The 19671-nt window shown below is 57.6% G+C and carries 16 protein-coding genes; 7 read left to right on the forward strand and 9 right to left on the reverse strand.

Translation table 11 applies throughout. From position 1 onward, the window contains the following. Positions 1-747: aminomethyl-transferring glycine dehydrogenase subunit GcvPB (locus tag ROO76_05335; protein ID MDT8067573.1), on the forward strand; the 747-nt coding region annotated here is incomplete at its 5' end. A gap of 21 nt (positions 748-768) precedes the next feature. On the opposite strand, the gene ROO76_05340 is transcribed toward ROO76_05335, so the two are convergent. The 7 genes from ROO76_05340 to ROO76_05370 form a co-directional block, all read right to left on the reverse strand. Further along, the gene (locus ROO76_05340) at positions 769-1212 is read right to left on the reverse strand and encodes a cyclic nucleotide-binding domain-containing protein (protein ID MDT8067574.1); all 444 of its coding nucleotides are present in this window, start codon (positions 1210-1212) and stop codon (positions 769-771) included. A gap of 125 nt (positions 1213-1337) precedes the next feature. Beyond that, the gene (locus ROO76_05345; GenBank protein MDT8067575.1) at positions 1338-1964 is read right to left on the reverse strand and encodes a YkgJ family cysteine cluster protein; all 627 of its coding nucleotides are present in this window, start codon (positions 1962-1964) and stop codon (positions 1338-1340) included. Between the two features lie 87 nt (positions 1965-2051). Beyond that, the gene (locus ROO76_05350; protein ID MDT8067576.1) at positions 2052-3851 is read right to left on the reverse strand and encodes an acyl-CoA dehydrogenase family protein; all 1800 of its coding nucleotides are present in this window, start codon (positions 3849-3851) and stop codon (positions 2052-2054) included. A gap of 136 nt (positions 3852-3987) precedes the next feature. After that, positions 3988-5190 carry an acetyl-CoA C-acyltransferase gene (locus ROO76_05355; GenBank protein ID MDT8067577.1) on the reverse strand — a complete coding sequence of 401 codons (1203 nt, stop codon included), beginning with the start codon at positions 5188-5190 and terminating at the stop codon, positions 3988-3990. A 75-nt stretch (positions 5191-5265) separates the two neighbouring features. Continuing rightward, positions 5266-7716, reverse strand: a complete 2451-nt coding sequence (locus tag ROO76_05360) for a 3-hydroxyacyl-CoA dehydrogenase NAD-binding domain-containing protein (protein MDT8067578.1) — start codon at positions 7714-7716, stop codon at positions 5266-5268. Positions 7717-8012: 296 nt separating this feature from the next. Further along, on the reverse strand, positions 8013-8708 hold the full coding sequence (locus ROO76_05365) for a VIT1/CCC1 transporter family protein (protein ID MDT8067579.1): 696 nt from the start codon (positions 8706-8708) through the stop codon (positions 8013-8015). A 129-nt stretch (positions 8709-8837) separates the two neighbouring features. Further along, entirely contained in the window at positions 8838-9347 is a 510-nt protein-coding gene (locus ROO76_05370) for an NUDIX domain-containing protein (GenBank protein ID MDT8067580.1), read from the reverse strand. Positions 9348-9506: 159 nt separating this feature from the next. Here ROO76_05370 and ROO76_05375 point away from each other — a divergent pair, with 159 nt between their 5' ends. The 3 genes from ROO76_05375 to tkt all read left to right on the forward strand — a co-directional run bounded on the left by ROO76_05375 (position 9507) and on the right by tkt (position 13709). Next, entirely contained in the window at positions 9507-10496 is a 990-nt protein-coding gene (locus ROO76_05375) for a histone deacetylase (protein ID MDT8067581.1), read from the forward strand. 120 nt (positions 10497-10616) lie between these two features. Next, positions 10617-11564 (forward strand): patatin-like phospholipase family protein, encoded by a 948-nt coding sequence (locus tag ROO76_05380; GenBank protein MDT8067582.1) that lies wholly within the window; start codon positions 10617-10619, stop codon positions 11562-11564. A gap of 69 nt (positions 11565-11633) precedes the next feature. Further along, a complete protein-coding gene (gene tkt / locus ROO76_05385; protein MDT8067583.1) occupies positions 11634-13709 on the forward strand; it encodes a transketolase in 2076 nt (691 codons plus the stop codon). Positions 13710-13814: 105 nt separating this feature from the next. On the opposite strand, the gene ROO76_05390 is transcribed toward tkt, so the two are convergent. Further along, entirely contained in the window at positions 13815-15179 is a 1365-nt protein-coding gene (locus ROO76_05390; protein MDT8067584.1) for an MFS transporter, read from the reverse strand. 196 nt (positions 15180-15375) lie between these two features. Between ROO76_05390 and ROO76_05395 the strand changes: the two genes are divergently transcribed. The 3 genes from ROO76_05395 to ROO76_05405 all read left to right on the forward strand — a co-directional run bounded on the left by ROO76_05395 (position 15376) and on the right by ROO76_05405 (position 19083). After that, on the forward strand, positions 15376-17532 hold the full coding sequence (locus ROO76_05395) for a M28 family metallopeptidase (GenBank protein ID MDT8067585.1): 2157 nt from the start codon (positions 15376-15378) through the stop codon (positions 17530-17532). Between the two features lie 139 nt (positions 17533-17671). Then, entirely contained in the window at positions 17672-17911 is a 240-nt protein-coding gene (locus ROO76_05400) for a hypothetical protein (protein ID MDT8067586.1), read from the forward strand. A 98-nt stretch (positions 17912-18009) separates the two neighbouring features. Further along, a complete protein-coding gene (locus tag ROO76_05405; protein MDT8067587.1) occupies positions 18010-19083 on the forward strand; it encodes a hypothetical protein in 1074 nt (357 codons plus the stop codon). Between the two features lie 301 nt (positions 19084-19384). Here ROO76_05405 and ROO76_05410 read toward each other — a convergent pair whose 3' ends face one another. Beyond that, positions 19385-19669, reverse strand: a complete 285-nt coding sequence (locus ROO76_05410; protein ID MDT8067588.1) for a hypothetical protein — start codon at positions 19667-19669, stop codon at positions 19385-19387. Between the last annotated feature and the right edge of the window lie 2 nt (positions 19670-19671).

Below are 19671 nucleotides of genomic sequence, written 5' to 3' on the forward strand. Positions count from 1 at the left end.
GACGGCGCCAACATGAACGCGCTGGTCGGCAAGACGCGCCCCGGCGACTTCGGTGTCGACGTGATGCATCTGAACCTGCACAAGACGTTCTCGACGCCTCATGGCGGCGGTGGTCCGGGGTCCGGTCCTGTCGCGGTCAAAAAGAATCTCGAGCCGTTCCTGCCGGTGCCGGTCATCCAGGAGTTGCAGGACGGAACCCTGCGGCTGGACTATGACCGGAGGCAATCCATTGGACGCGTCCGAATGTTCTTCGGCAACTTCGGCATGCACGTCCGAGCTCTGGCATACATCATGGCCAACGGGCCGGACGGACTGCGTCAGACGACAGAAGACGCGGTTCTCAACGCGAATTATATTCGCAAGAAGCTCGAGGGCTGCTTCGATCTTCCATACAAGATGCCGTCGATGCACGAGGTTGTCTTCAGCGACAAACTGCAGGCGAAGAACGGCATCAAGACCGGCGACATCGCGAAGAGGCTGATCGACTACGGATTCCATCCGTACACGGTGTCGTTTCCGCTGATCGTGCACGGCGCGTTGATGATCGAACCGACGGAGAGTGAATCGAAGGAAGAACTTGACTCGTTCATCGACGCGATGAAGAAGGTCGCGGACGAGGCGGAGAAGGAGCCCGATCTCATCCGCAACGCGCCTTACCATACTCGCGTTTCGCGACTGGATGAAGTCGCGGCGGCGCGAAAACCGATACTGCGATGGAAACCACAGTCGAAGACGGCAGCGGAGTAGAGATCAACGGGACGCAAAGGGCTAGGTGCCAGGTTTCAGGCTTGGTCTGGCGGGCCTTGCATACTTCGCCACCTGCTTGCGCGTCGACTGAACCTCCGTGCTCAGCAGATCGAGGATCTTCATTGCGGCCGCGACGTCATCTCTCATCAACCGCGCCAGATCGTCGCGCGTAAGAAGCGCGAGTTCGGCGTCTTCCGTGACACGGCACGTGAGGCTAAGCGGATTCCCATTTATTGTCGCGGGCAGTCCCACTATGCACCCTTCCCCGAGCTCTCTGCCAAGGAGCCGTTTTCCAGACGAACCCTCCATAAAAAGCGCCAGGGTACCGCGCTTTATCAGATAACATCCGCGGGAGTCTTCGCCCTGACGGAACAAGTACTCGCGCGCGTTGACCTCGACCGTACTGCTCGCGTACTTGAAGAGAGATGCCTGGAGTTCGGCGTCGGCGACCATCCTGAAAGCCATCCAATGCTCCTTTAGGTTCAGGAGGTTATTGAAACCGCAACCGTATTGACTGTGCTGTACGTCACGAGTATGTGTGAGCGAGGCCTCGATCCAACGAAGAGGCGCCCCCCTGAACGAGGCTTTTCCTAGACTTTGCCGCGATTTAGCGAGGCGGATAGCGCGAAAGTGACAATGGTTTGAACTGGCTCATCTGGGTTGCTTCCGATTCGCCTCAAAATCTTTGACTCGAGACCGTCCGGGTCGACTTGCAACTCACAAGCGGCGATCTCCCTTTCAGAGGCACCCTGAAAACAGAGTTCACAGATTCCCAAGCCACCTTGAGTATGCACAGGCGGACCAAAGCTTCGGCACGTGAGCGGGCGCGACGAGTAGAGATCGCATAGTCCCGTGGCAGGGTCCAGCGCGGGGCAGGGTTCATCATTCGCGAAATCTTCGAAACGGGCGAGAGACTCGGCATCGCGACGAAGAACGCCGGTGCCCGGGTCACCGGGGAAATTGCAGGCAAGCCGGGAGGCACTCTCATCTACGCGTTCACGGACACGTGCGGCGCGGGCCGGGTCGGTACGTTGCAGGTCGGCTAGCCCGTGCTGGAGCCGCAGGGCATCGAGTTGATTGATGGCGAAGACGCCGATGCAGCATTGCGTACATCCGGGCCGGCATACGAGCCAGTGTCCACTACGACGGGTCGCGTCGGCGAGTGCCGCATCGACGATCTGCACGAGCCTGCGGTCGGCAGCAGGGAGAGGACGCATGTGCTAAGGATAATGCAGTTCGCAGCATCGCGAAAAAACCCCACGTCTGTTCATGCAGAAACGTGGGGCAGTGATCGTCAGTTTCACCTACGCAATAACGAACTTGCCGGCATCAATGGTCCGCACCGCGACTTGTTCCTGCAGGGCGATTACATTGGCCGGGTCATTCTTCGTGAGCCGGCGCAGGATGGTCATGTAGGTGCGCAGCTTGTCGCCTTCGGCGACTTCGGCAAAAACCTTCTTGGCCGTGGCCGCGATGCGATCCAGCGCATAGTTAATGTATATCTGCGCCATCACAGCCGGCAGCTTTGAGGCGGCTTCGCCTTGGGTAGCAAGAACCTTTTGCGCACGAACGAGAGCAGAATCCATCGCATAGCACTCGGTGACGAGATCGGCGAGGCCCGCGAGTACCTCCTGGTGATCTTTCAGTCCCATCATATATTTCTGTATAGCGACGCCGGCGCAGAACAGAGAGAGCTTCTTCGCGTTCGCAACGGCTTTACGTTCCTCCGCGAGCGCGCCCTCGAATTCGTCGGTCGATGGTCCACCCATGATCTCGTCGGTGAGTTTCTTGATGGCAGCCATGAGCGGCAGCTTGCCTGACATTGCGTTCCGAGTGAGGCGGTCAACGACGAGCATGCGGTTGATTTCGTTCGTGCCCTCGAAGATACGGTTAACGCGGGCGTCGCGATACGCACGCTCAGCCGGGTACTCTTCTACGAAGCCGTAGCCGCCGTAAATCTGCACCTGCTCATCGACGACCATGTCGAGCATCTCGGAACCCCATACTTTCAGCAGGGAGCACTCGACCGCATACTCCTCGATGGCGTCTCGAATCAGTTTGGCGGCATTGTCGGCCTTCTTGTCGATCTCACTGAGAGCGTCGTCCATCATGCCGACTGTGCGGTAAACCATAGATTCACCAACGTAGATTCCGACAGCCATTTGCGCGATCTTCTCGCGAATGAGACCGAAGTCAGCAATGGTCTTGCCGAAGGCTTTGCGATCTTTCGCCCACTTGATGGCTCCTTGCAGTGCGGTGCGCGCTCCACCCACACAGAACGCCGCAAGCTTGAATCGACCCACGTTGAGGATGTTGAACGCAATGACATGCCCCTTGCCGATCTCTCCAAGTAGATTTTTCACTGGGACTTGGCAATCGTTGAGGATGAGCGGGGCAGTCGAGGAGCCGCGAATTCCCATCTTGTGTTCTTCAGCGCCAACACTGAAGCCGGGAAAATCCTTCTCAACGATGAACGCGCTGAACTTTTCGCCGTCGATCTTTGCAAAGAGGATAAACAGATCGGCGAAGTGCGCATTGGTGATCCACATCTTCTCGCCGTTCAGCACGTAGTGCTTGCCATCGGGCGAGAGCACGGCCTTGGCGCGGCAGTTCAGCGCGTCCGAACCGCTGGAGCTTTCGCTGAGCGCGTAGGCGCCGACCCATTCGCCGCTGGCAAGCTTCGGCAGATATTTCTTCTTCTGCTCTTCCGTGCCGAAGTAGACGATGGGCAGGGTGCCGATCCCAACGTGTCCGCCGAAGCTGACCGCGAATGAGCCGGATTTGGAAATGCGGTCGGCAATTATCGCCGAAGTCACCTTATCCATTTCGACGCCGCCGTATTCTTCGGGGATATCGACGGAGGTGAGGCCGAGTTCGCTCGCCTTCTTCAGCAACTCGCGAGTGACCGACCAGTCCTTCGATTCGATCTTCTCTTCGGCCGGAGCAATCTCGTGGGCCGCGAACTCCTCCGTCGTCTGTACGATGAGTTGCTGCTGTTCGCTGAAATCTTCCGGCGTAAAAACCGCTTCGACAACTGCTTCTTCAAGCAGAAAACTGCCGCCGGGGATCTTCTTCTTTGGTGCTGCTGGTACTGTCGTTGCCATCCTCTTCTCCTTATAACCTGTTCGCAGAACCTATTCACCACAGAGACGCAGAGCACGCAGAGGTGTGGGATCCACGACCCGTCAATGTTGATTTTGTCTTATGATCAAGTTTCCTCGCTGCCTCTGTGGTTAGAACTCACTGAACATTTTCAAAAATCCCCGCTGCTCCCATGCCACCGCCGACGCACATCGTGACCATGCCGTAGCGCGCTTTGCGACGCTTCAATTCGCGGATGATGGTCGCCGTCAGCTTGGCCCCGGTACAGCCCAATGGATGACCGAGTGCGATGGCGCCGCCGTTGAGATTGATCTTTGCCGGATCAAGCTCACCGACTTTGATCACCGAGAGCGATTGTGCCGCGAAGGCTTCGTTCAATTCGATAACGTCGATATCGTCAAGTTTCAGGCCGGCGAGTTTGAGGGCTTTCGGGATTGCATAAACGGGGCCGATTCCCATCTCCTCGGGCTGACATCCCGCGGTTGCGAATGATACGAATCGTGCGAGAGGCTTGATGCCGAGAGCCTTCGCGCGGCCAGCGGACATTACAACCGCCGCTGCCGCGCCATCCGACATCTGCGACGAGTTTCCGGCGGTGACGGTTCCCTTGGCATGAAACGCGGGTTTTAGCGCAGCGAGCGCTTCGAGTGTGGTGTCAGCGCGAGGACCTTCATCAACCTTGAATGCGATCTCCTGGGTTGCGAGTTTCACCGCAGTGCCGCCGCGCGTTGCGGTCGCAGCTGGAGCTGTAAAGTGCACAGTTACTGGCACGATCTCGTCTTCGAAGTTTCCGGTGGCGATCGCCTTCAATGCCTTCTGATGGCTCTGGTAGCTGAACTCGTCGGACATCTCGCGGGTGATCCCGTACTTCGTCGCAAGCCGCTCGGCAGTAAGTCCCATGGAGAGATACGAACCGGGATTGTTCGCCACCAGCCAAGGATTCGCTGAGACCTTGTTCCCACCCATCGGGATCATTGTCATCGACTCGGTTCCGCCCGCGACGATGACCTCGGCGCCACCCGCCATAATGCGTTCGGCCGCTATCGCGATCGACTGCAGTCCCGACGAGCAAAAGCGGTTGATAGTCATGGCCGAGGTTTCGACGAGCAGGCCGGCGCGCAGGGAGGCAATTCGGGCGACGTTCATGCCTTGTTCAGCTTCCGGCATGGCACAGCCGAGGATTACGTCTTCGATTTCGCCGACATCGATTTCTGGCACGCGTTCCAGTGCGCCCCTGATCGCGGTTGCTGCGAGGTCGTCAGGACGCGTATTACGCAACGTTCCTTTATAAGCTTTGCCGACCGGAGTTCGGACGGCGGATGCGATTACAACTTCTCTCATATCAGTTCCCAGTCTTCAGTTCTCAGTTTCCAGTTAACATTCGACTGCCCGCATTTGAGTAGCTCGAGCCCATCCCTAATTCCTCAATGGCTTCCCGGTTTTCAGAGTGTGAGCAATCCGCTCCTGAGTCTTCTTCTCGCCGCAGAGCGACTTGAAGTGTTCGCGTTCGAGATCGAGCAAGTACTGTTCGCTCACGGGCGTTCCGGGCGAGACGGCGCCACCGCAGAGAACCTCCGCGACCTTGTTTCCAATCTTGACTTCGTGATCAGTGATGTACTCGCCCTCGCGCATCAGGTAAACGCCGAGTTTCAGCGTGGCGAGGATGTTTTCGCCGGGCGCGGGAATATCGGTTCGCATCACAGGCGGCTGATACCCGAGCTTAACCAGTTCGATCGCGCGCGACTTTGCGTCGCTGAGCAGGCGCTCGCGGTTCATGGTAATTCCGTCGCTCTCGCGCATGTAGCCCAATTTCACGGCTTCCTCCGCGCTGGTCGAGACCTTTGCCATCGCGACGGTCTCGAACGCTTTCTTCATCGCTTCCATCAATTCCACGGATTCACCGCGACCGTCAGGCCGGATGGTTCGCGCAGAGTCGATTGCGCGCAACGCCATTTCCTTGCAACCACCGGCTCCTGGAAGCAAGCCGACTCCGACTTCGACCAGCCCCATGTAGAGCTCTGCATGCGCCTGCCGGAAAGCCGAGTGCAATGCGACCTCGCAGCCGCCGCCCAGCGCCATGTTGAAGGGCGCACACACGACTGGCTTCTGTGAGAATTTGATAAGTTGCGTCGCCTGCTGGAACTGCCGAACCATCATGTCGATTTCGTCCCACTCTTGTTCCTGGATCGACATGAGCAAGAGCATGATGTTGGCGCCTGCCGAGAAATGCGGTCCGTCGTTGGAGATGACGAATGCGTCGAACTGGTCGCCGGAGCCGCCGTGCTTCAGCACCTGGTGGAGCATCGCTACGGCGTCGCCGCCGAGCGCGTTCATCTTGGAGTGAAACTCAATACAGCCGACTCCGTCCCCGAGATCGATCAGCGATGCCCCGGCGTTCTTCTTCATCACGCCATTGGACTTCTTCGCGACGGTTACGCTCCAGACGCCTTCGGGGACGTGGACGGGCTTATAGTTCAACGATACGAGATCGAAATACCCGCGCGTGCTGCGCGTCGCCGGTTCGTCCGTGTACCACGATGTCTTTCCGGCCGAGAGAAGCTTCTCTATGCCGCCTGCGACTGGAAGGCCTTCTTTCTTCATGCGCTCGACACTAGGCTTCACGCCGACGGCGTCCCACAGCTCAAATGGACCCATCTCCCAGTTAAAGCCGAGTTTCATGGCATGATCGATTTCGACGACGCTGTCGGCGATTTCCGGAATGCGATTCGCCGAATAGGTCCATAGTTCCGTAAGCGTCGTCCAGAGAAATTGTCCCGCCTTGTCGAGTTTGCCGCCATCCATGCCGGCGAGCATGCGCACGCGTTCCGGCAAGGTCTCAATGTTCTTGGCCATCTCCAGTGATTGGAATTTTGCCTTCTGTCGCGGACGATACTCCAGAGTCTTCCAGTCGAGTCCGAAGCGCTGTTCCCCTTCAGCCGACTTTTGCTTCTTGTAGAAGCCCCCTTTTGTCTTGTCGCCGAGCATCTTCCGTTCGAGCATCTGCTCGTAAAACGCGGGCAACTTGAGGTCGCCGCGCTCGTCGAGTGCTTGTGTGCTCGTACCCCCGGAGACGCTCGCGGCGGCAGTGGTGGCCTGCATGTTCCTTACGACGTGGCCAAGGATATCGAGGCCAACGAGATCGACAGTTCGGAACGTCGCGGATTTGGGCAGTCCGATCACGGTGCCAGTCAGCGAGTCGACCTCTTCAATCGTGAGATCCATCTCCTGCATAAGCCGCATCACGTTCAAAACATTGAAGGTGCCGATGCGGTTCGCGATGAAGTTTGGAGTGTCCTTCGCATAGACGACGCCCTTGCCGAGACGCGTATCACAGAAGTGCGCGACGGCCGCCATGGCAGAGCGATCCGTTTCCGCCGTGGGGATGAGTTCCAGCAGTCGCATGTAGCGAGGCGGGTTGAAGAAATGCGTGCCGAACCAGTGGCGACGGAAGTCTTCCGAGAAACCTTCCGAAATCGAATGAACAGGAAGGCCGCTCGTGTTTGTTGTGACGAACGTCCCAGGCCGGCGAACGTTCTCAACCTTCTTCAGCAAGGAACGTTTAATGTCGAGGTTCTCGACCACCGCTTCGATAATCCAGTCGCACTCGGCAATTTTTGCGAGGTCGTCTTCAAAATTGCCGATCGTAACGAACCGGGCGAGGGAAGGCTCAAAGAAGGCAGCGGGCCTGGATTTCTTCGCACCTTCCAGACCGGCCGCAGCGATCTGGTTTCTACCCTTCGCGTCGGCAGTCTGTGGAACGATGTCAAGCAGGTAACTGGGAACTCCCGCGTTGGCCAGGTGCGCAGCTATACGCGAGCCCATGGTTCCCGCGCCTAAAACGGCAACTTTCTCGATCTTACTTTTCATGATGATTGCGAAGCTCTCCACAGAGCAACTCAAGCCCAGAACGACTTCTCACCAGCTACTTGGATGGGATGCAACACACATCCCGCGTGACATTATCTTCACATCCCCGAGCGTTGGCAGCACGCTATCCGCTTAATCTCACCCCGTTCCCACACCTGCATAAAAGTAAACGGCGCGCGCCGGAAATGTGGGGTGAGGATGGCAAGGCGCGCGCCCTATTAAGTTGTGAAGAGCATACTGAATGATCATTCATTCAGTCAACAAAATTTGGATGCAGGGCTGCTAGTGAAAGTTACTCAGGTTATTAGGCGAGCGATGCCGAAGGCCGCGGCAGCCGCAACCCCCCCAATTACAACAGTTTGCAGAGCACTCTTGATTGGCCAGACCCCCGTAAAACGACCCTTCACGTACCCGAAAACGAGCAACGCCAGCAACGTGAAAGCGACTGAGTACCACATGGCGTTTCGCGCCGAGTGTTCCAGAAAATAGGGGAAGAGTGGCACGAGGCCACCTACAACATACGATCCCGCGATGGTTCCGGCGCTGTTGCGGGCGCGAGATGGATTCGGTCTTTCCAATCCCAGTTCGAATCGCATCATGAAATCCACCCACTGCTTCGGGCGCAGGCGGAGAGAGTCAACAGTGGATTGGCTCTCTTCTGGTGTGACACCGTACTCCTGGAAGATGTCCGTGATTTCATCGGCCTCTGTATCGGGTACCTCGCGAATCTCTTTGAATTCGCGCTCCAGTTCGCTGTTGTAGTGCTCGGCGTCTCCGCGTGCCGCAAGGTATCCGCCCAGGCCCATGGCAATGGACCCGGCGGCGATTTCCGCGAGTCCGGCGGTAACGACGATTCGGCTGTTGTCGATCGCGCCGGTGAGGCCAGCGGCGAGTGCAAAGGGAACCGTGAGTCCATCGGACATACCGATCACGATGTCGCGAACGACCTCGCCGGCAGTGAAGTGACGTTCAATATGGGGAGTTGCAGGCATGGAGTCCTCGTGATGGTAGACGCGAAACGTCTTCAGTCGCTGACGGTGCGACACCGGCCCTACGAAACTGTCTTGGAATCTATAACAGGTTGGGGCGAGCAACGGCCAGAAGAAACCATCTATAACCATCTATAGGTCGCGATGCGCGCGGACGTACTGCTGTGCGAGTTGTATTACCTCGCGCTCGCCCTTGTAAGTCAGCATCTTGTGAGCCTTTTCCAGCGGCAGCCACATGCAGCGCCGAACCTCGATCCGCATAGCTTCCGTGATGTCCCCGATGCGGCCCCCACGATAGCGGAAGAGATAGAAGGTGACGATTTTGAAGACGCGTTCGCGTCCACCCCAGGAGCGCGTATAGACGTAACGTATGTCGGAGAGCTTGGCTATCCGGTCAGCCTCAAGGCCCGTTTCTTCGTGGATTTCCCGTTCGGCAGCCTCTTCGGCCTTTTCCCCTTTGTCAACCGCACCCTTGGGAAGCGCCAGTACACGCGGTTTTTCACGCGCGGGAGGTGGCGGATCGTCACCGTCGTGATTGATGGTGTTGGGCTCAATGATCGCGACGTGCCATCTCCCGCGGATGCGACGTAGCACGACGCCGCCAGCGGAAATCTCTCGGACCGTTAGTGTCTTGGAGGGCACGCGAGGAAACCCTGGATCAGATTGAAACTCTATGTTCGCAGACTCAGGCCACGGGTGCAACGTTGCGTTGCAGTGGAAAACAAGGAAGAATCGAGATCATCGTGCCATTTCGGATCGGGCCACCTTGCCATTGAAACCATGAGTTACTTCCATGGCACGATGGCTCGATCGTCCCGCGGCTACAGTTTCGAGGTTGGCTTGGCGCCCATTCTTTATTTTACTGACCACCACCATTTCCCGCTTCCGGAAGGGCATCGCTTTCCAGTCGCAAAATACCACCTTATTCGCGAATTGCTGCAGGCGACGAATCTGTTCGATTTGCGACCAGCCCCTTTGGCGGAGCCTTCGCAGATCGAACTCGCTCATGATTCCGAGTACGTGCGCCAGTTTGTTGAAGGCGCGCTGCCGCGGGAAACGATGCGCCGCATTGGTTTTCCTTGGTCCGAAGGGCTTGTCCGGCGAACCCTGGCGAGCGTGGGCGCAACGCTGGCCGCAAGCGAGCAGGCACTCACGACCGGTTTTGGCGGAACCCTCGCGGGCGGCACGCACCATGCATTTCGAAAGGAAGGTTCCGGCTACTGTATCTTCAACGACATAGCGATAGCGATCGAGTCATTGCGCAAAGAGAGGAATGCGTCCCGCTTTGCTGTTGTTGACCTCGATGTTCACCAGGGCGATGGAACTGCGCAGATCTTCGAGAACGATCCCGATGTGCTGACGTTTTCCATGCATGGCGGCAAGAATTTTCCCTTCCGGAAGCAGCGAAGCAAAATCGACGTGGAACTTGAGGACGAAACTGGGGATGAGATCTACCTGGAGAAGTTGGCATCAGTGCTGCCGCGCGTGCTGGAATTTGGGCCGGAATTCTTGTTCTACCAGTCCGGCGTGGATCCACTGGATTCCGATCGACTCGGGCGCTTGGCTGTAACTATGGGTGGTTTACGCGAGCGCGACCGTATGGTCTTTGAAGCGGTGCGCTCAATTGGCTGTCCGGTGGTGGTGACCCTCGGCGGCGGCTACAGCGACCCTATCTCCCGGACTGCCGAAGCGCACGCTCAAACCTTCCTCGCGGCTGTTGACGCTTTCAATAACATATCGGGAGCAGGGCGCTGGGGCCGAAAGGCTGGCCGCAAGCGACTTAGCAAGTAAAAACGATTAAAAACGATGATCACACGAGCATGTGACGCAAGTTACATGGCGATGGTGCATCAGGCCTGCTGAACTTAGCATCTTAATGAAGCAGGGATCGGAGGGTATGCCCCGTCGGTCGTGACCAGACTTGAACGTTTAACTCGCTCAATTCGCGTATTTACGCAGGAATTGACTCGCGGCCCCCAAACACAAGTCAACGCCTCACAACCCTTCGAACGTCCAAAGATCGGACTCGCCCTCGGGGGCGGATTCGCCCGCGGAATCGCTCACATCGGCTCGCTCAAAGTTCTTGAAGAAGAGCAAATCCCCGTCGACTATATTGCTGGAACCAGCGTGGGCTCGATCATAGGCGCAGCCTATGCCAGCGGTGTTTCAGCAAAGGAGCTTTCCGAAATCGCGCTGATGGTGCGCTTTAAGCACTTTGCGCGCTGGACTGTGTCCCGTTTCGGCCTTTGTAATAACGACCGAATCGAAACGCTGCTCCGCAAAATGCTGAAGGTACACACGTTCGAAGAGATGAAGATTCCGCTGGCCGTCGCTGCCACTGATTTCATCACCGGCGAGCCTGCTGTGTTTACAAAAGGCTCGGTGATTCCGGCAGTGCGCGCCAGTTGTGCTTATCCTGGAATGTTTCTTCCAGTCGAAATCGACGGAAAAACTTACGTCGACGGGATGTTGGCCTGGCTGGTCCCGACGACTCCCCTCAAACAACTTGGCGCCGACCGCGTGATAGGCCTCTACCTCAATGCGAACTGGATCAAGGTTCGCGCCCCGCGGCACTTATTCGACGTTATCGGCCAATGCTTCTCGATTGCGCAGGAACGGATGAGTGAGTCATGGAAGCGCGACGCGGACCTCGTTATTGAGCCCAACGTTGACGGCTTCGAGTATGACTGCTTCGATCGCGCGAAGGAATTGATGAAGGTCGGCGAAGACTCCATGCGCAAATCCCTTCCCCAGATAAATTCCTGGCTCGAATCCGGACAGGTAAAAACAAGCTCCTCTCAACCCGTCCCGGTTCCCGCCAATCTCGGCGGTGCGGGAGACCCTCAAATATCAGCGTGATTTGAGTCGTGTAGAATCATCCTCCTGTCTTCAGACGTCTAAACTGTTAAGGCACCGTCGAGGGAGAAGATGACAGACACTGCTGCTGAGACTCTCCGTATCAACACCATTCGTATGCTTTCAGCCGACGCGGTCCAGAATGCCAACTCTGGACACCCGGGTCTGCCAATGGGGGCGGCGGCGCTCGGTTACACCCTCTGGACAGAGTTCCTGAAGTACAACCCCAAGAATCCGTCGTGGCCGGATCGCGATCGGTTCGTGTTGTCTGCCGGGCATGGTTCGATGTTGCTGTACAGTCTGCTCTATCTCACCGGCTACGATCTGTCACTCGACGATATAAAGCACTTCCGCAAGTTAGAGAGTCGAACCCCGGGACATCCCGAACGCGGAGCTACTCCGGGCGTGGAAGTCTCGACGGGACCGCTCGGCCAGGGGTTCGCAAACGCGGTTGGAATGGCGATAGCCGAGGCTTGGCTCGCTGCGCGGTACAATCGCGAAAACCTGAAAATCGTCGATCACTATACGTATGTGCTCTGCAGCGACGGCGATCTCATGGAGGGCATCAGCTACGAGGCCGCGTCGCTGGCCGGCCATCTGCGATTAGGAAAACTGATTGCTATGTATGACCGGAACCAGGTCACCCTGGCTGGCTCAACCGACCTGACATTCACGGAGGACGTTGCCGCGCGTTTCCAGGCCGCAGGCTGGCACACAACAGAAGTGAAAGATGGAAACGATACCAAGGCGATAGCCGCCGCTCTTCGCGAGGCGCAGGCAGTCACGGACAAGCCTTCCATGATCCTTGTGGATACTCACATTGGTTATGGCAGCCCGGACAAGCAGGACAGCTTTGCGGCTCACGGTTCTCCGCTAGGAGAGGAGGAGTTGCTCAAGACGAAAAAAGCCCTTGGGTGGCCCTCCACGGAAAAGTTCTACATTCCTGACGAATCTCTCTCATTCTTCCGCCAGGCAGTGCCGAAAGGAGACGAGGCGGAGAACTCTTGGCGCCAGAAGTTCGAGGAGTATCGTCGGGCATTCCCGAAGGAGGCGGCGGAATTCGAGATGATTCTCGCCGGCAAACTGCCGGAGGACTGGATGGTGGGTGCGCCACATTGGACTCCGCAGGATAAGGCCATTGCAACGCGGGCCGCAGGTGGAAAGGTTTTGAACGCCCTTGCTGCGCGAATTCCGAATATCGTTGGCGGCTCGGCCGATCTGAATCCTTCGACCGACACACCTCTGAACGGATACGGCAATTTTCAGCCGATAGAACTGGTCGGCAATTACGCCCAAGGCGGGGTGGCCGGCGGATGGAGCTATGCGGGGCGGAATATCGCGTTCGGCATCCGCGAACATGCGATGGGTTCGGTCGCGAACGGAATGGCGGCTCATGGGGGGATTCTGCCTTACACGGCGACCTTCTTCACGTTCTACGACTATATGAAGCCCTCGGTCCGGCTCGCCGCGATCAGTCACCTCAAAGTGGTTTTTGTATTCACGCACGACAGTATCGCGGTCGGCGAAGATGGGCCCACCCATGAACCGATCGAGCAGTTAGCTGCTGCACGTTCGACTCCGGAGCTCAGGGTCATCCGCCCCGCAGATCCCACCGAGACGCTTGAGGCGTGGCAATTAGCGGTCCAACTCGATGGCCCGACCCTCCTCGTACTGAGCCGGCAGGCGGTGCCGCACATGGACCGGTCGGATGCGAAAGAGCCAGGTGTCGCAAGAGGCGCTTACATATTGTCTGACTCGGCGGGAGAGCCGGATGTGATCCTGATTGGCACAGGTTCTGAAGTCTCTCTCTGTATGCAGGCGAAGGCGACGCTTGAAAAAGAGCAGCAGTGCGCCGTTCGTGTGGTCAGCATGCCCAGTTGGGACATCTTCGAGGCACAACCCGATTCATACCGCGATTTCGTGCTACCGCCGCAGATCAGATCGAGGGTCACAGTCGAAGCCGCAGCCTCCCTGGGTTGGACAAAATGGGCTGGCGACATGGGCGAAGTCATTGCGATCGATCGCTTCGGAGCTTCGGGCCCGGGGCCAGAGGTTCTGGCTCACTTCGGCTTCACCGCCGATCACGTCGTCGCCGCCGCTCAGCGAACGATGGAGCGTACTCGCAAAGCAACTCCGGTCGAGAGGTGAAGTGACATCACTTCGTGATACGTTGAAGTTCTCCGAATGGCAGTACGAGGTGCGAGGTACGGGGACATAATTTGTGTGCTTTGCCTCGGACCTCTAACCTCGTAGCTACTCCAGGCACCGCAAATCCTTACTCTTCATGTAAAGCACTGCGCTCGCAACGAGTGCAACCGCTGCCATGCTGGCGATGGCGTGCGGCGCGCCGATGGTTCCCGCCAGCGACCCTGCCATCAGCGAGCCGATCGGGGCGAATCCCAGGAAAGCCGTCGCGTAAATGCTCATTACGCGCCCCCGGTACTTGTCTGTCGAAAGGTGTTGCAGCAGGCTGTTGACGGTTGCGACCATCAGGATCATGCAGTAGCCAATCACAGCCAGCAGAATTGCCGAGAGAAGCAGGGTTCGCGATAAAGCGAAGAGGATCACAGCCGCGTAAAACGCAAGCGCGGACGAGACGACGAAGCGCCCGCGGCAACGAATGTTCTTTAGCAACGCAATGGTTGCGGCACCGAGAAATGCCCCAGCGCCGCTGCACGCCATTAACAGACCGTATCCAGTTTCACCGAGGTGGAGTATCTGTTTCGCGAACAACGGAACAAAGGTCGCGTAAGGAATTCCGAGAATGCTGGCGAAGGCTACCAGGATGATCAGCATTAGCATTTCGCGTCGGCTGAACAGGTAATTGAATCCCTCTGACATTGTTTCCCACATGGTCATGTCGCCCGGCGGATAAACCGGCGGATATGTAATTTTCATCAGGGCAATCAGTACGGCCACAAAACTAATTGCGTTCAGCAGGAAGTTGTTAGCGATTCCGAAGTACGCCATCGCAAGTCCGCCGATAGTCGGTCCGATGACGCGCGACATGTTGAACTGGGCAGAGTTTAGGGCGATAGCATTTGTGAGGTCCTCGCGCGGCACCAGCGACGGCACAATGGCTTGATAGGTCGGAGCGTTCAGCGACATTGCCAGGCCATTGCAGAACGCCAGGAAAATCATTAATGGCAGCGAGATCCGGTTCGTGACTGTCAGAATCCAGAACGAGAACGCAATTACCATCATGCTGCTCTGCGTCCACATCATTAACTTGCGACGGTTCACGCGATCGGCGATAACGCCGCCAATCAAAGCGAAGACCATCATTGGAGCGGTCGCCGCGAACCCGAGTACTCCCAGCCAAAAGGCGGAGTTATTGGGCGCGAGTCGGGTCACCACGAGCCAACTCTCGGCTACGTTCTCAACCCAGGTGCCGACGTTAGAGAGAAAGTTGCCGAACCAGAAATAACGGAAATCCCGATGCCGCAGCGCTCGCACTACCTCGGGCATTGCGACCGTGGTGGGCGCGACCTGCACTGCGACGGCCTGATCACCAGCGATCGACGTAAGGGCCGAGTCGTCCGTTCCGCCGAGTTTCCGGTTGCGGATGCTCGGAGACGGTTCTTCTCCCGGATAAATAATTGGTGGGTCTTCTGCCATGAACTAAATGAATCGCCGCAACAGACATTTTATAGATGAAGCGGTCGATTTCTGCCGATTTACGATTGCCGAGTCAGGTGCTCGCAGTTCGACGAGCGATTCCGGACTAAGCCGCTCCTGTATGATGCTTTCACGCGCGGGAGTGTATCGAATTGGTCGTATGAACTCTTGCCCGAAAGTCATCTTCGGAGAAATCATGCGGCGGGCCGTCGCCTCGGTTTTCACACTGGCTCTTCTTTTTGCGCATCTGGCCGTTGCGCAACAGCCGTTAACGGCTTCCCAACTTCCAGGATTTCGCAATGCTACGGAGGAACTTCTGCTAGAGCAGAAGTTTCTCAAAGTCCCCCAGCCCTATCTCGCGGAGCAGCACCTGAAAATACTGACGGCCGTTCCGCATATGGCCGGGACCCCGGAAGATCGCAAGACCGCCGAGTACGTTGCCGAGAAGTTTCGGGAAGCCGGGCTCGAAACGCGAATCGACGAATACAAGGTCTGGATGAACTACCCGATCGAGGTGCGCGTATCCATCACGAGTCCTCCGGGAATTCATCTTCGCGCGCCCAGCCGTGAGCACGTGGCGAAGGATCCTTACCAGGTCGATCCCCGCATCGTGATTCCGTTCTCAGGAAGTTCACCCTCGGGCGACGTCGACCGCGAAGTCGTCTACGCCAACTATGGTCGCCCGGAAGACTTCGACAAGCTCAAGCAGATGGGCATAGACGTGCGAGGTAAGATCGTTCTTGTCCGTTACGGCGAAAACTTCCGTGGAGTGAAATCCTTCATCGCGCAACGCGCAGGTGCTGCCGGGGTCATCATATACTCTGACCCGATTGACGACGGCTACTTCCGGGGCGATGTCTACCCCAAGGGACCCTACTGTCCGGAAACCGGCGTCCAGCGCGGCTCGATTGAGTACATGTTCGAATACCCTGGCGACGTCACTACGCCTGGTATCGCTTCCGTTCCGTCGTTGCCGATGTCGCAGCGAGTTCCACCAGACAAGGCCGTCGCGATGCCGAAGATCCCGACGACGCCGATTTCCTACGGTGACGCGCGGCCCATCCTTGAGAATCTTGGCGGACCTGAAACCCCGCGCGACTGGCAGGGTGGACTGCCGTTCACGTATCACGTCGGCCCCGGTCCGGTGCGCGTGCACATGGTTCTCAAGATGGATTACCAGTACCGCACCATCTGGAACGTAATCGGCACGGTGCGCGGGAGTGAGGTTCCGGATGAGTGGGTGATGAGCGGAAATCATCGCGATGCATGGGTTTTCGGCGCCGTAGATCCCGGCAGCGGTACCGCTGCAATGCTGGAGACGGTACATGGAATCGGCAGCCTGTTGAAGTCTGGATGGAAGCCGAAACGGACGTTGGTCTTCGCCAGTTGGGATGGAGAAGAGGAGGGCCTTGTCGGCTCCACCGAATACGTCGAGCAGTACGCCAATGATCTCGACAAAGCCGTCGCGTATTTCAACATGGATGCAGCGGTCAGCGGGCCGAATTTCGGAGCATCGGCAGTCCCAAGCCTGAAGCAATTCGTTCGCGATGTCACGAAGGCCGTTCCCAGTCCAAAAGGCGGCACAGTTTTCGACGATTGGAAAGCGCAAGCCGACGCCGCGCGGCGCATTGCCGCTCAGAATCCGGACGTCCAGAGCCCGGTCCGCCGAAGGATGCCGGCTGCCGACACCGTTGCCCAGGTGCCCGTCGGAGATCTCGGCAGCGGCTCGGATTACACAGGGTTCCTGCAGCACGTCGGCGTCCCATCAACCGATATTGCCACCGGCGGCCCATATGGTGTCTACCATTCGGCGTTCGATGATTTCGCGTGGTTTAAGAAGTTCGGCGATCCTACGTTTGTGTACGAGCAGGAAATGGCTCGTGTGATGGGACTCCAGGTACTGCGAATGTCGCAGGCGGACGTTCTGCCGTTCGATTACGAACAGTACGGAAAAGAGATCGGCAGCTTCCTTGCGGCCGCTCAAAAGCGTGCGGAAGCCGCAGGCTGGAAGAAGGAGGTCGATTTCGCTCCGGCGTTCGCGGCTGCGCAGAAACTTCAGGCCGCAGGGCAATCTTTGCAGGCATTCCAGCAGACCGTTCCCGCCAATCCTGCCGCACTCAACGCCGGCTTGATGAAAGCGGATCGGGCAATGCTCACGGACGGGCTCCCCGGCCGGCCTTTTTTCCGGCATGCCATTTTCGCTCCGGGAGAGTTCACCGGGTACTCGGCAGTGGTCATCCCCGGTGTGAACGAGGCCATTGACCAGAAAGACCTTCCACGGCTTCGGGATCAACTGAAAGCTGTCACCGAGGCGGTGCAGCGCGCCGCGGTGTTGCTTGAGTCGATACGGTAGCAACGCCGTCCTATTTAGCTTCAGGTTAATACCTGAATACATCACGATCACAGTGCAGGGATTGTTGGGCGGTCGGCGCTCTCTGCCGACTAAGAACTTGGCAGCTAAGGACAAACCACAGAACTAGGGGATTATCCCAATGGTTAACTGGGACCATGGGGAAGAGAATGCAGACATGACGGGGTTGATGCAGAGGTTCGTCGAGGCGCACGACCGCTACTTGGCGCTAGACTGTGTTCGGACCGACTGCCGCAATCCCCGTGAACGCGAAGTGCTCCACATCGAGATCCTGAAAGCCTACCTGGAAGTCCAGCATTATGCGAACGAGATTGCCGGCCAGCAGTACGCTGACGGGATGGATTTCGCCGACCAACAATGAATTGATCCTTCGAAAACTCAACCTATTCTGGCCATCTGTGGCATACTTTGGCGCGTCTAAAATGGGATGTCGAACCCGCCCGGGAACAGGGGGCCAACATGCCACTAGCTCGCATTCGGAGTTTTGATCCCGAAGCAATCGCCTTCCTGGCTGCGCAACTAGCGCAGAGTGGTTACACACTTCAATTTGTCCGACCCGATGAGACTGGTCTTGAACCAGCCGACCTCGAGTTGACCGTCACACGACGCGATCTTGACGAAGCCTTGCGCGTGGCGCAGTCAGAAGCCGAACAGCTCGGAGTCGACGTGACCGTCATCCCGGGGGTAATGCCAGCCGTCGAGCCCGTCGTGGCGCCAAAATCCTCGGTTGAGGATGCTGAGATTTCTGTACCTGTACCATTTCAAGGTGTCGTCGAGATGCCTCCAAGGGTCGAAGTGCCTGTCGCTGCAGTGCAGGCGACGAGTACTGAAGTTGCAACGCGTCACGTCAAGATAGCGGAGATTGCGAAGGCATCGTCGGAGAGAACAGCCCATGCACTTGGCCGCGGTCTCGGCAAAGCCGTGGGCGGTTTCGAGGCGGTGACGGAGACGATCGGGCGAGGCCTCACTAATGGTAGAGAGAACCTTGTCGAGATCGGTGATTCCACCACAGGCCGCCTGAATCGTTGGAAGGTGCGCTTTCTCACCGCACGAGCATTGCGGAGAGAGGCGAAGCACCGCGAGTTGAGGCTCGCCTACGTTCAGAAACTCCCTGCCCGGCCTAGACCGCTGTGGCTGCGCGAACGGATTTACAAGGGCGCGGCATTGGCGGCGGTTCTTGCGACGGCCGCACTCGTTGGATGGACCCTGGCCGGATACGCTGGCCCAGCGAATCCCGTTGGCAAAGGAACGGGGCTTTCAACGGTGCAGGAACAGGTGCCATTCGGCCCCGCTTCCATCAAAGCTCCGGCCGTTGCAGCAACCCCGGTGCGTGTCTCCGAGAAGAGCGTGCCAGCATCCAGGCCCAAACCTGCAATCGTTCGCGACACGACGGTGCGCAGGAGTGTTGCGGGCGAAAAGGATTACGGCCCCGAGGTAATTGTCCGCCATTTTGATCAGAAGCCTGCATCCGTCCAGGCGAAGTCCCGGGAGAGTGAGACCCGAAATGGAGTCAAGATAATCTCGGAAGAGTGATTGACAACTTAGCGGGGCTTGAGGGCAGAGGATATCTGCCCTTTATTTGCGCTCACAGGAGACGCCGACGTTTTCCTTGTCTTCAGCCGACCCGCGGCTGGGGGGAACCGTGCGTCAAGTTGGTACACCGAGTTTCGGCAATAGCCACTGCGTTAACAGCACGTATCCGACGATGATCGCCAGGAACATCCACAAGTTATTGCTCAAGAGGACCTCTCCTGTGGAATAGATTCAATTGGCCGCGGAACGTTACAGCCAAAAGTAGTATCTCACGACGGTGCGAGTGACCATAGGTCCGGCTTCAGGTCATGTACGGCTTCAGCCGGTCCGCGATCTCGGTGGCTGTCAGCGACTCTCCGCGATTAAGACGATCCAGTAATCCCTCGATCAACTCCTTTGCCTCCTGGCGTTGCCGGTGCAGGATGAAGCCGTCGAAGACATGTTCGCCGCGCATGGCGCTTGCAATTTCTTCTTCTTTTTCGTGCTCGCCAAGTTCCGTGAAGTAGACGACGCGGTAGCCGCGCTCCAGGTTGGGGTCGCGATAGATTTCGAACATCAACTTCTTTGAGTCGATGGCACAGGTCATAG

The organism is Terriglobia bacterium, from assembly GCA_032252755.1.
Classification (GTDB): Bacteria; Acidobacteriota; Terriglobia; order Terriglobales; family Acidobacteriaceae; genus JAVUPY01.

Excerpts from the sequence above, each read along its gene's own strand:
- ROO76_05360 (MDT8067578.1), bottom strand. The coding sequence starts at position 7,716 with ATGAAAAGTAAGATCGAGAAAGTTGCCGTTTTAGGCGCGGGAACCATG.
- ROO76_05340 (MDT8067574.1), bottom strand. The coding sequence starts at position 1,212 with ATGGCTTTCAGGATGGTCGCCGACGCCGAACTCCAGGCATCTCTCTTC.
- ROO76_05350 (MDT8067576.1), bottom strand. The coding sequence starts at position 3,851 with ATGGCAACGACAGTACCAGCAGCACCAAAGAAGAAGATCCCCGGCGGC.
- ROO76_05365 (MDT8067579.1), bottom strand. The coding sequence starts at position 8,708 with ATGCCTGCAACTCCCCATATTGAACGTCACTTCACTGCCGGCGAGGTC.
- ROO76_05395 (MDT8067585.1), top strand. The coding sequence starts at position 15,376 with ATGCGGCGGGCCGTCGCCTCGGTTTTCACACTGGCTCTTCTTTTTGCG.
- ROO76_05355 (MDT8067577.1), bottom strand. The coding sequence starts at position 5,190 with ATGAGAGAAGTTGTAATCGCATCCGCCGTCCGAACTCCGGTCGGCAAA.
- ROO76_05345 (MDT8067575.1), bottom strand. The coding sequence starts at position 1,964 with ATGCGTCCTCTCCCTGCTGCCGACCGCAGGCTCGTGCAGATCGTCGAT.
- ROO76_05400 (MDT8067586.1), top strand. The coding sequence starts at position 17,672 with ATGGTTAACTGGGACCATGGGGAAGAGAATGCAGACATGACGGGGTTG.
- ROO76_05405 (MDT8067587.1), top strand. The coding sequence starts at position 18,010 with ATGCCACTAGCTCGCATTCGGAGTTTTGATCCCGAAGCAATCGCCTTC.
- ROO76_05410 (MDT8067588.1), bottom strand. The coding sequence starts at position 19,669 with ATGACCTGTGCCATCGACTCAAAGAAGTTGATGTTCGAAATCTATCGC.
- tkt (MDT8067583.1), top strand. The coding sequence starts at position 11,634 with ATGACAGACACTGCTGCTGAGACTCTCCGTATCAACACCATTCGTATG.
- ROO76_05375 (MDT8067581.1), top strand. The coding sequence starts at position 9,507 with ATGGCTCGATCGTCCCGCGGCTACAGTTTCGAGGTTGGCTTGGCGCCC.
- ROO76_05390 (MDT8067584.1), bottom strand. The coding sequence starts at position 15,179 with ATGGCAGAAGACCCACCAATTATTTATCCGGGAGAAGAACCGTCTCCG.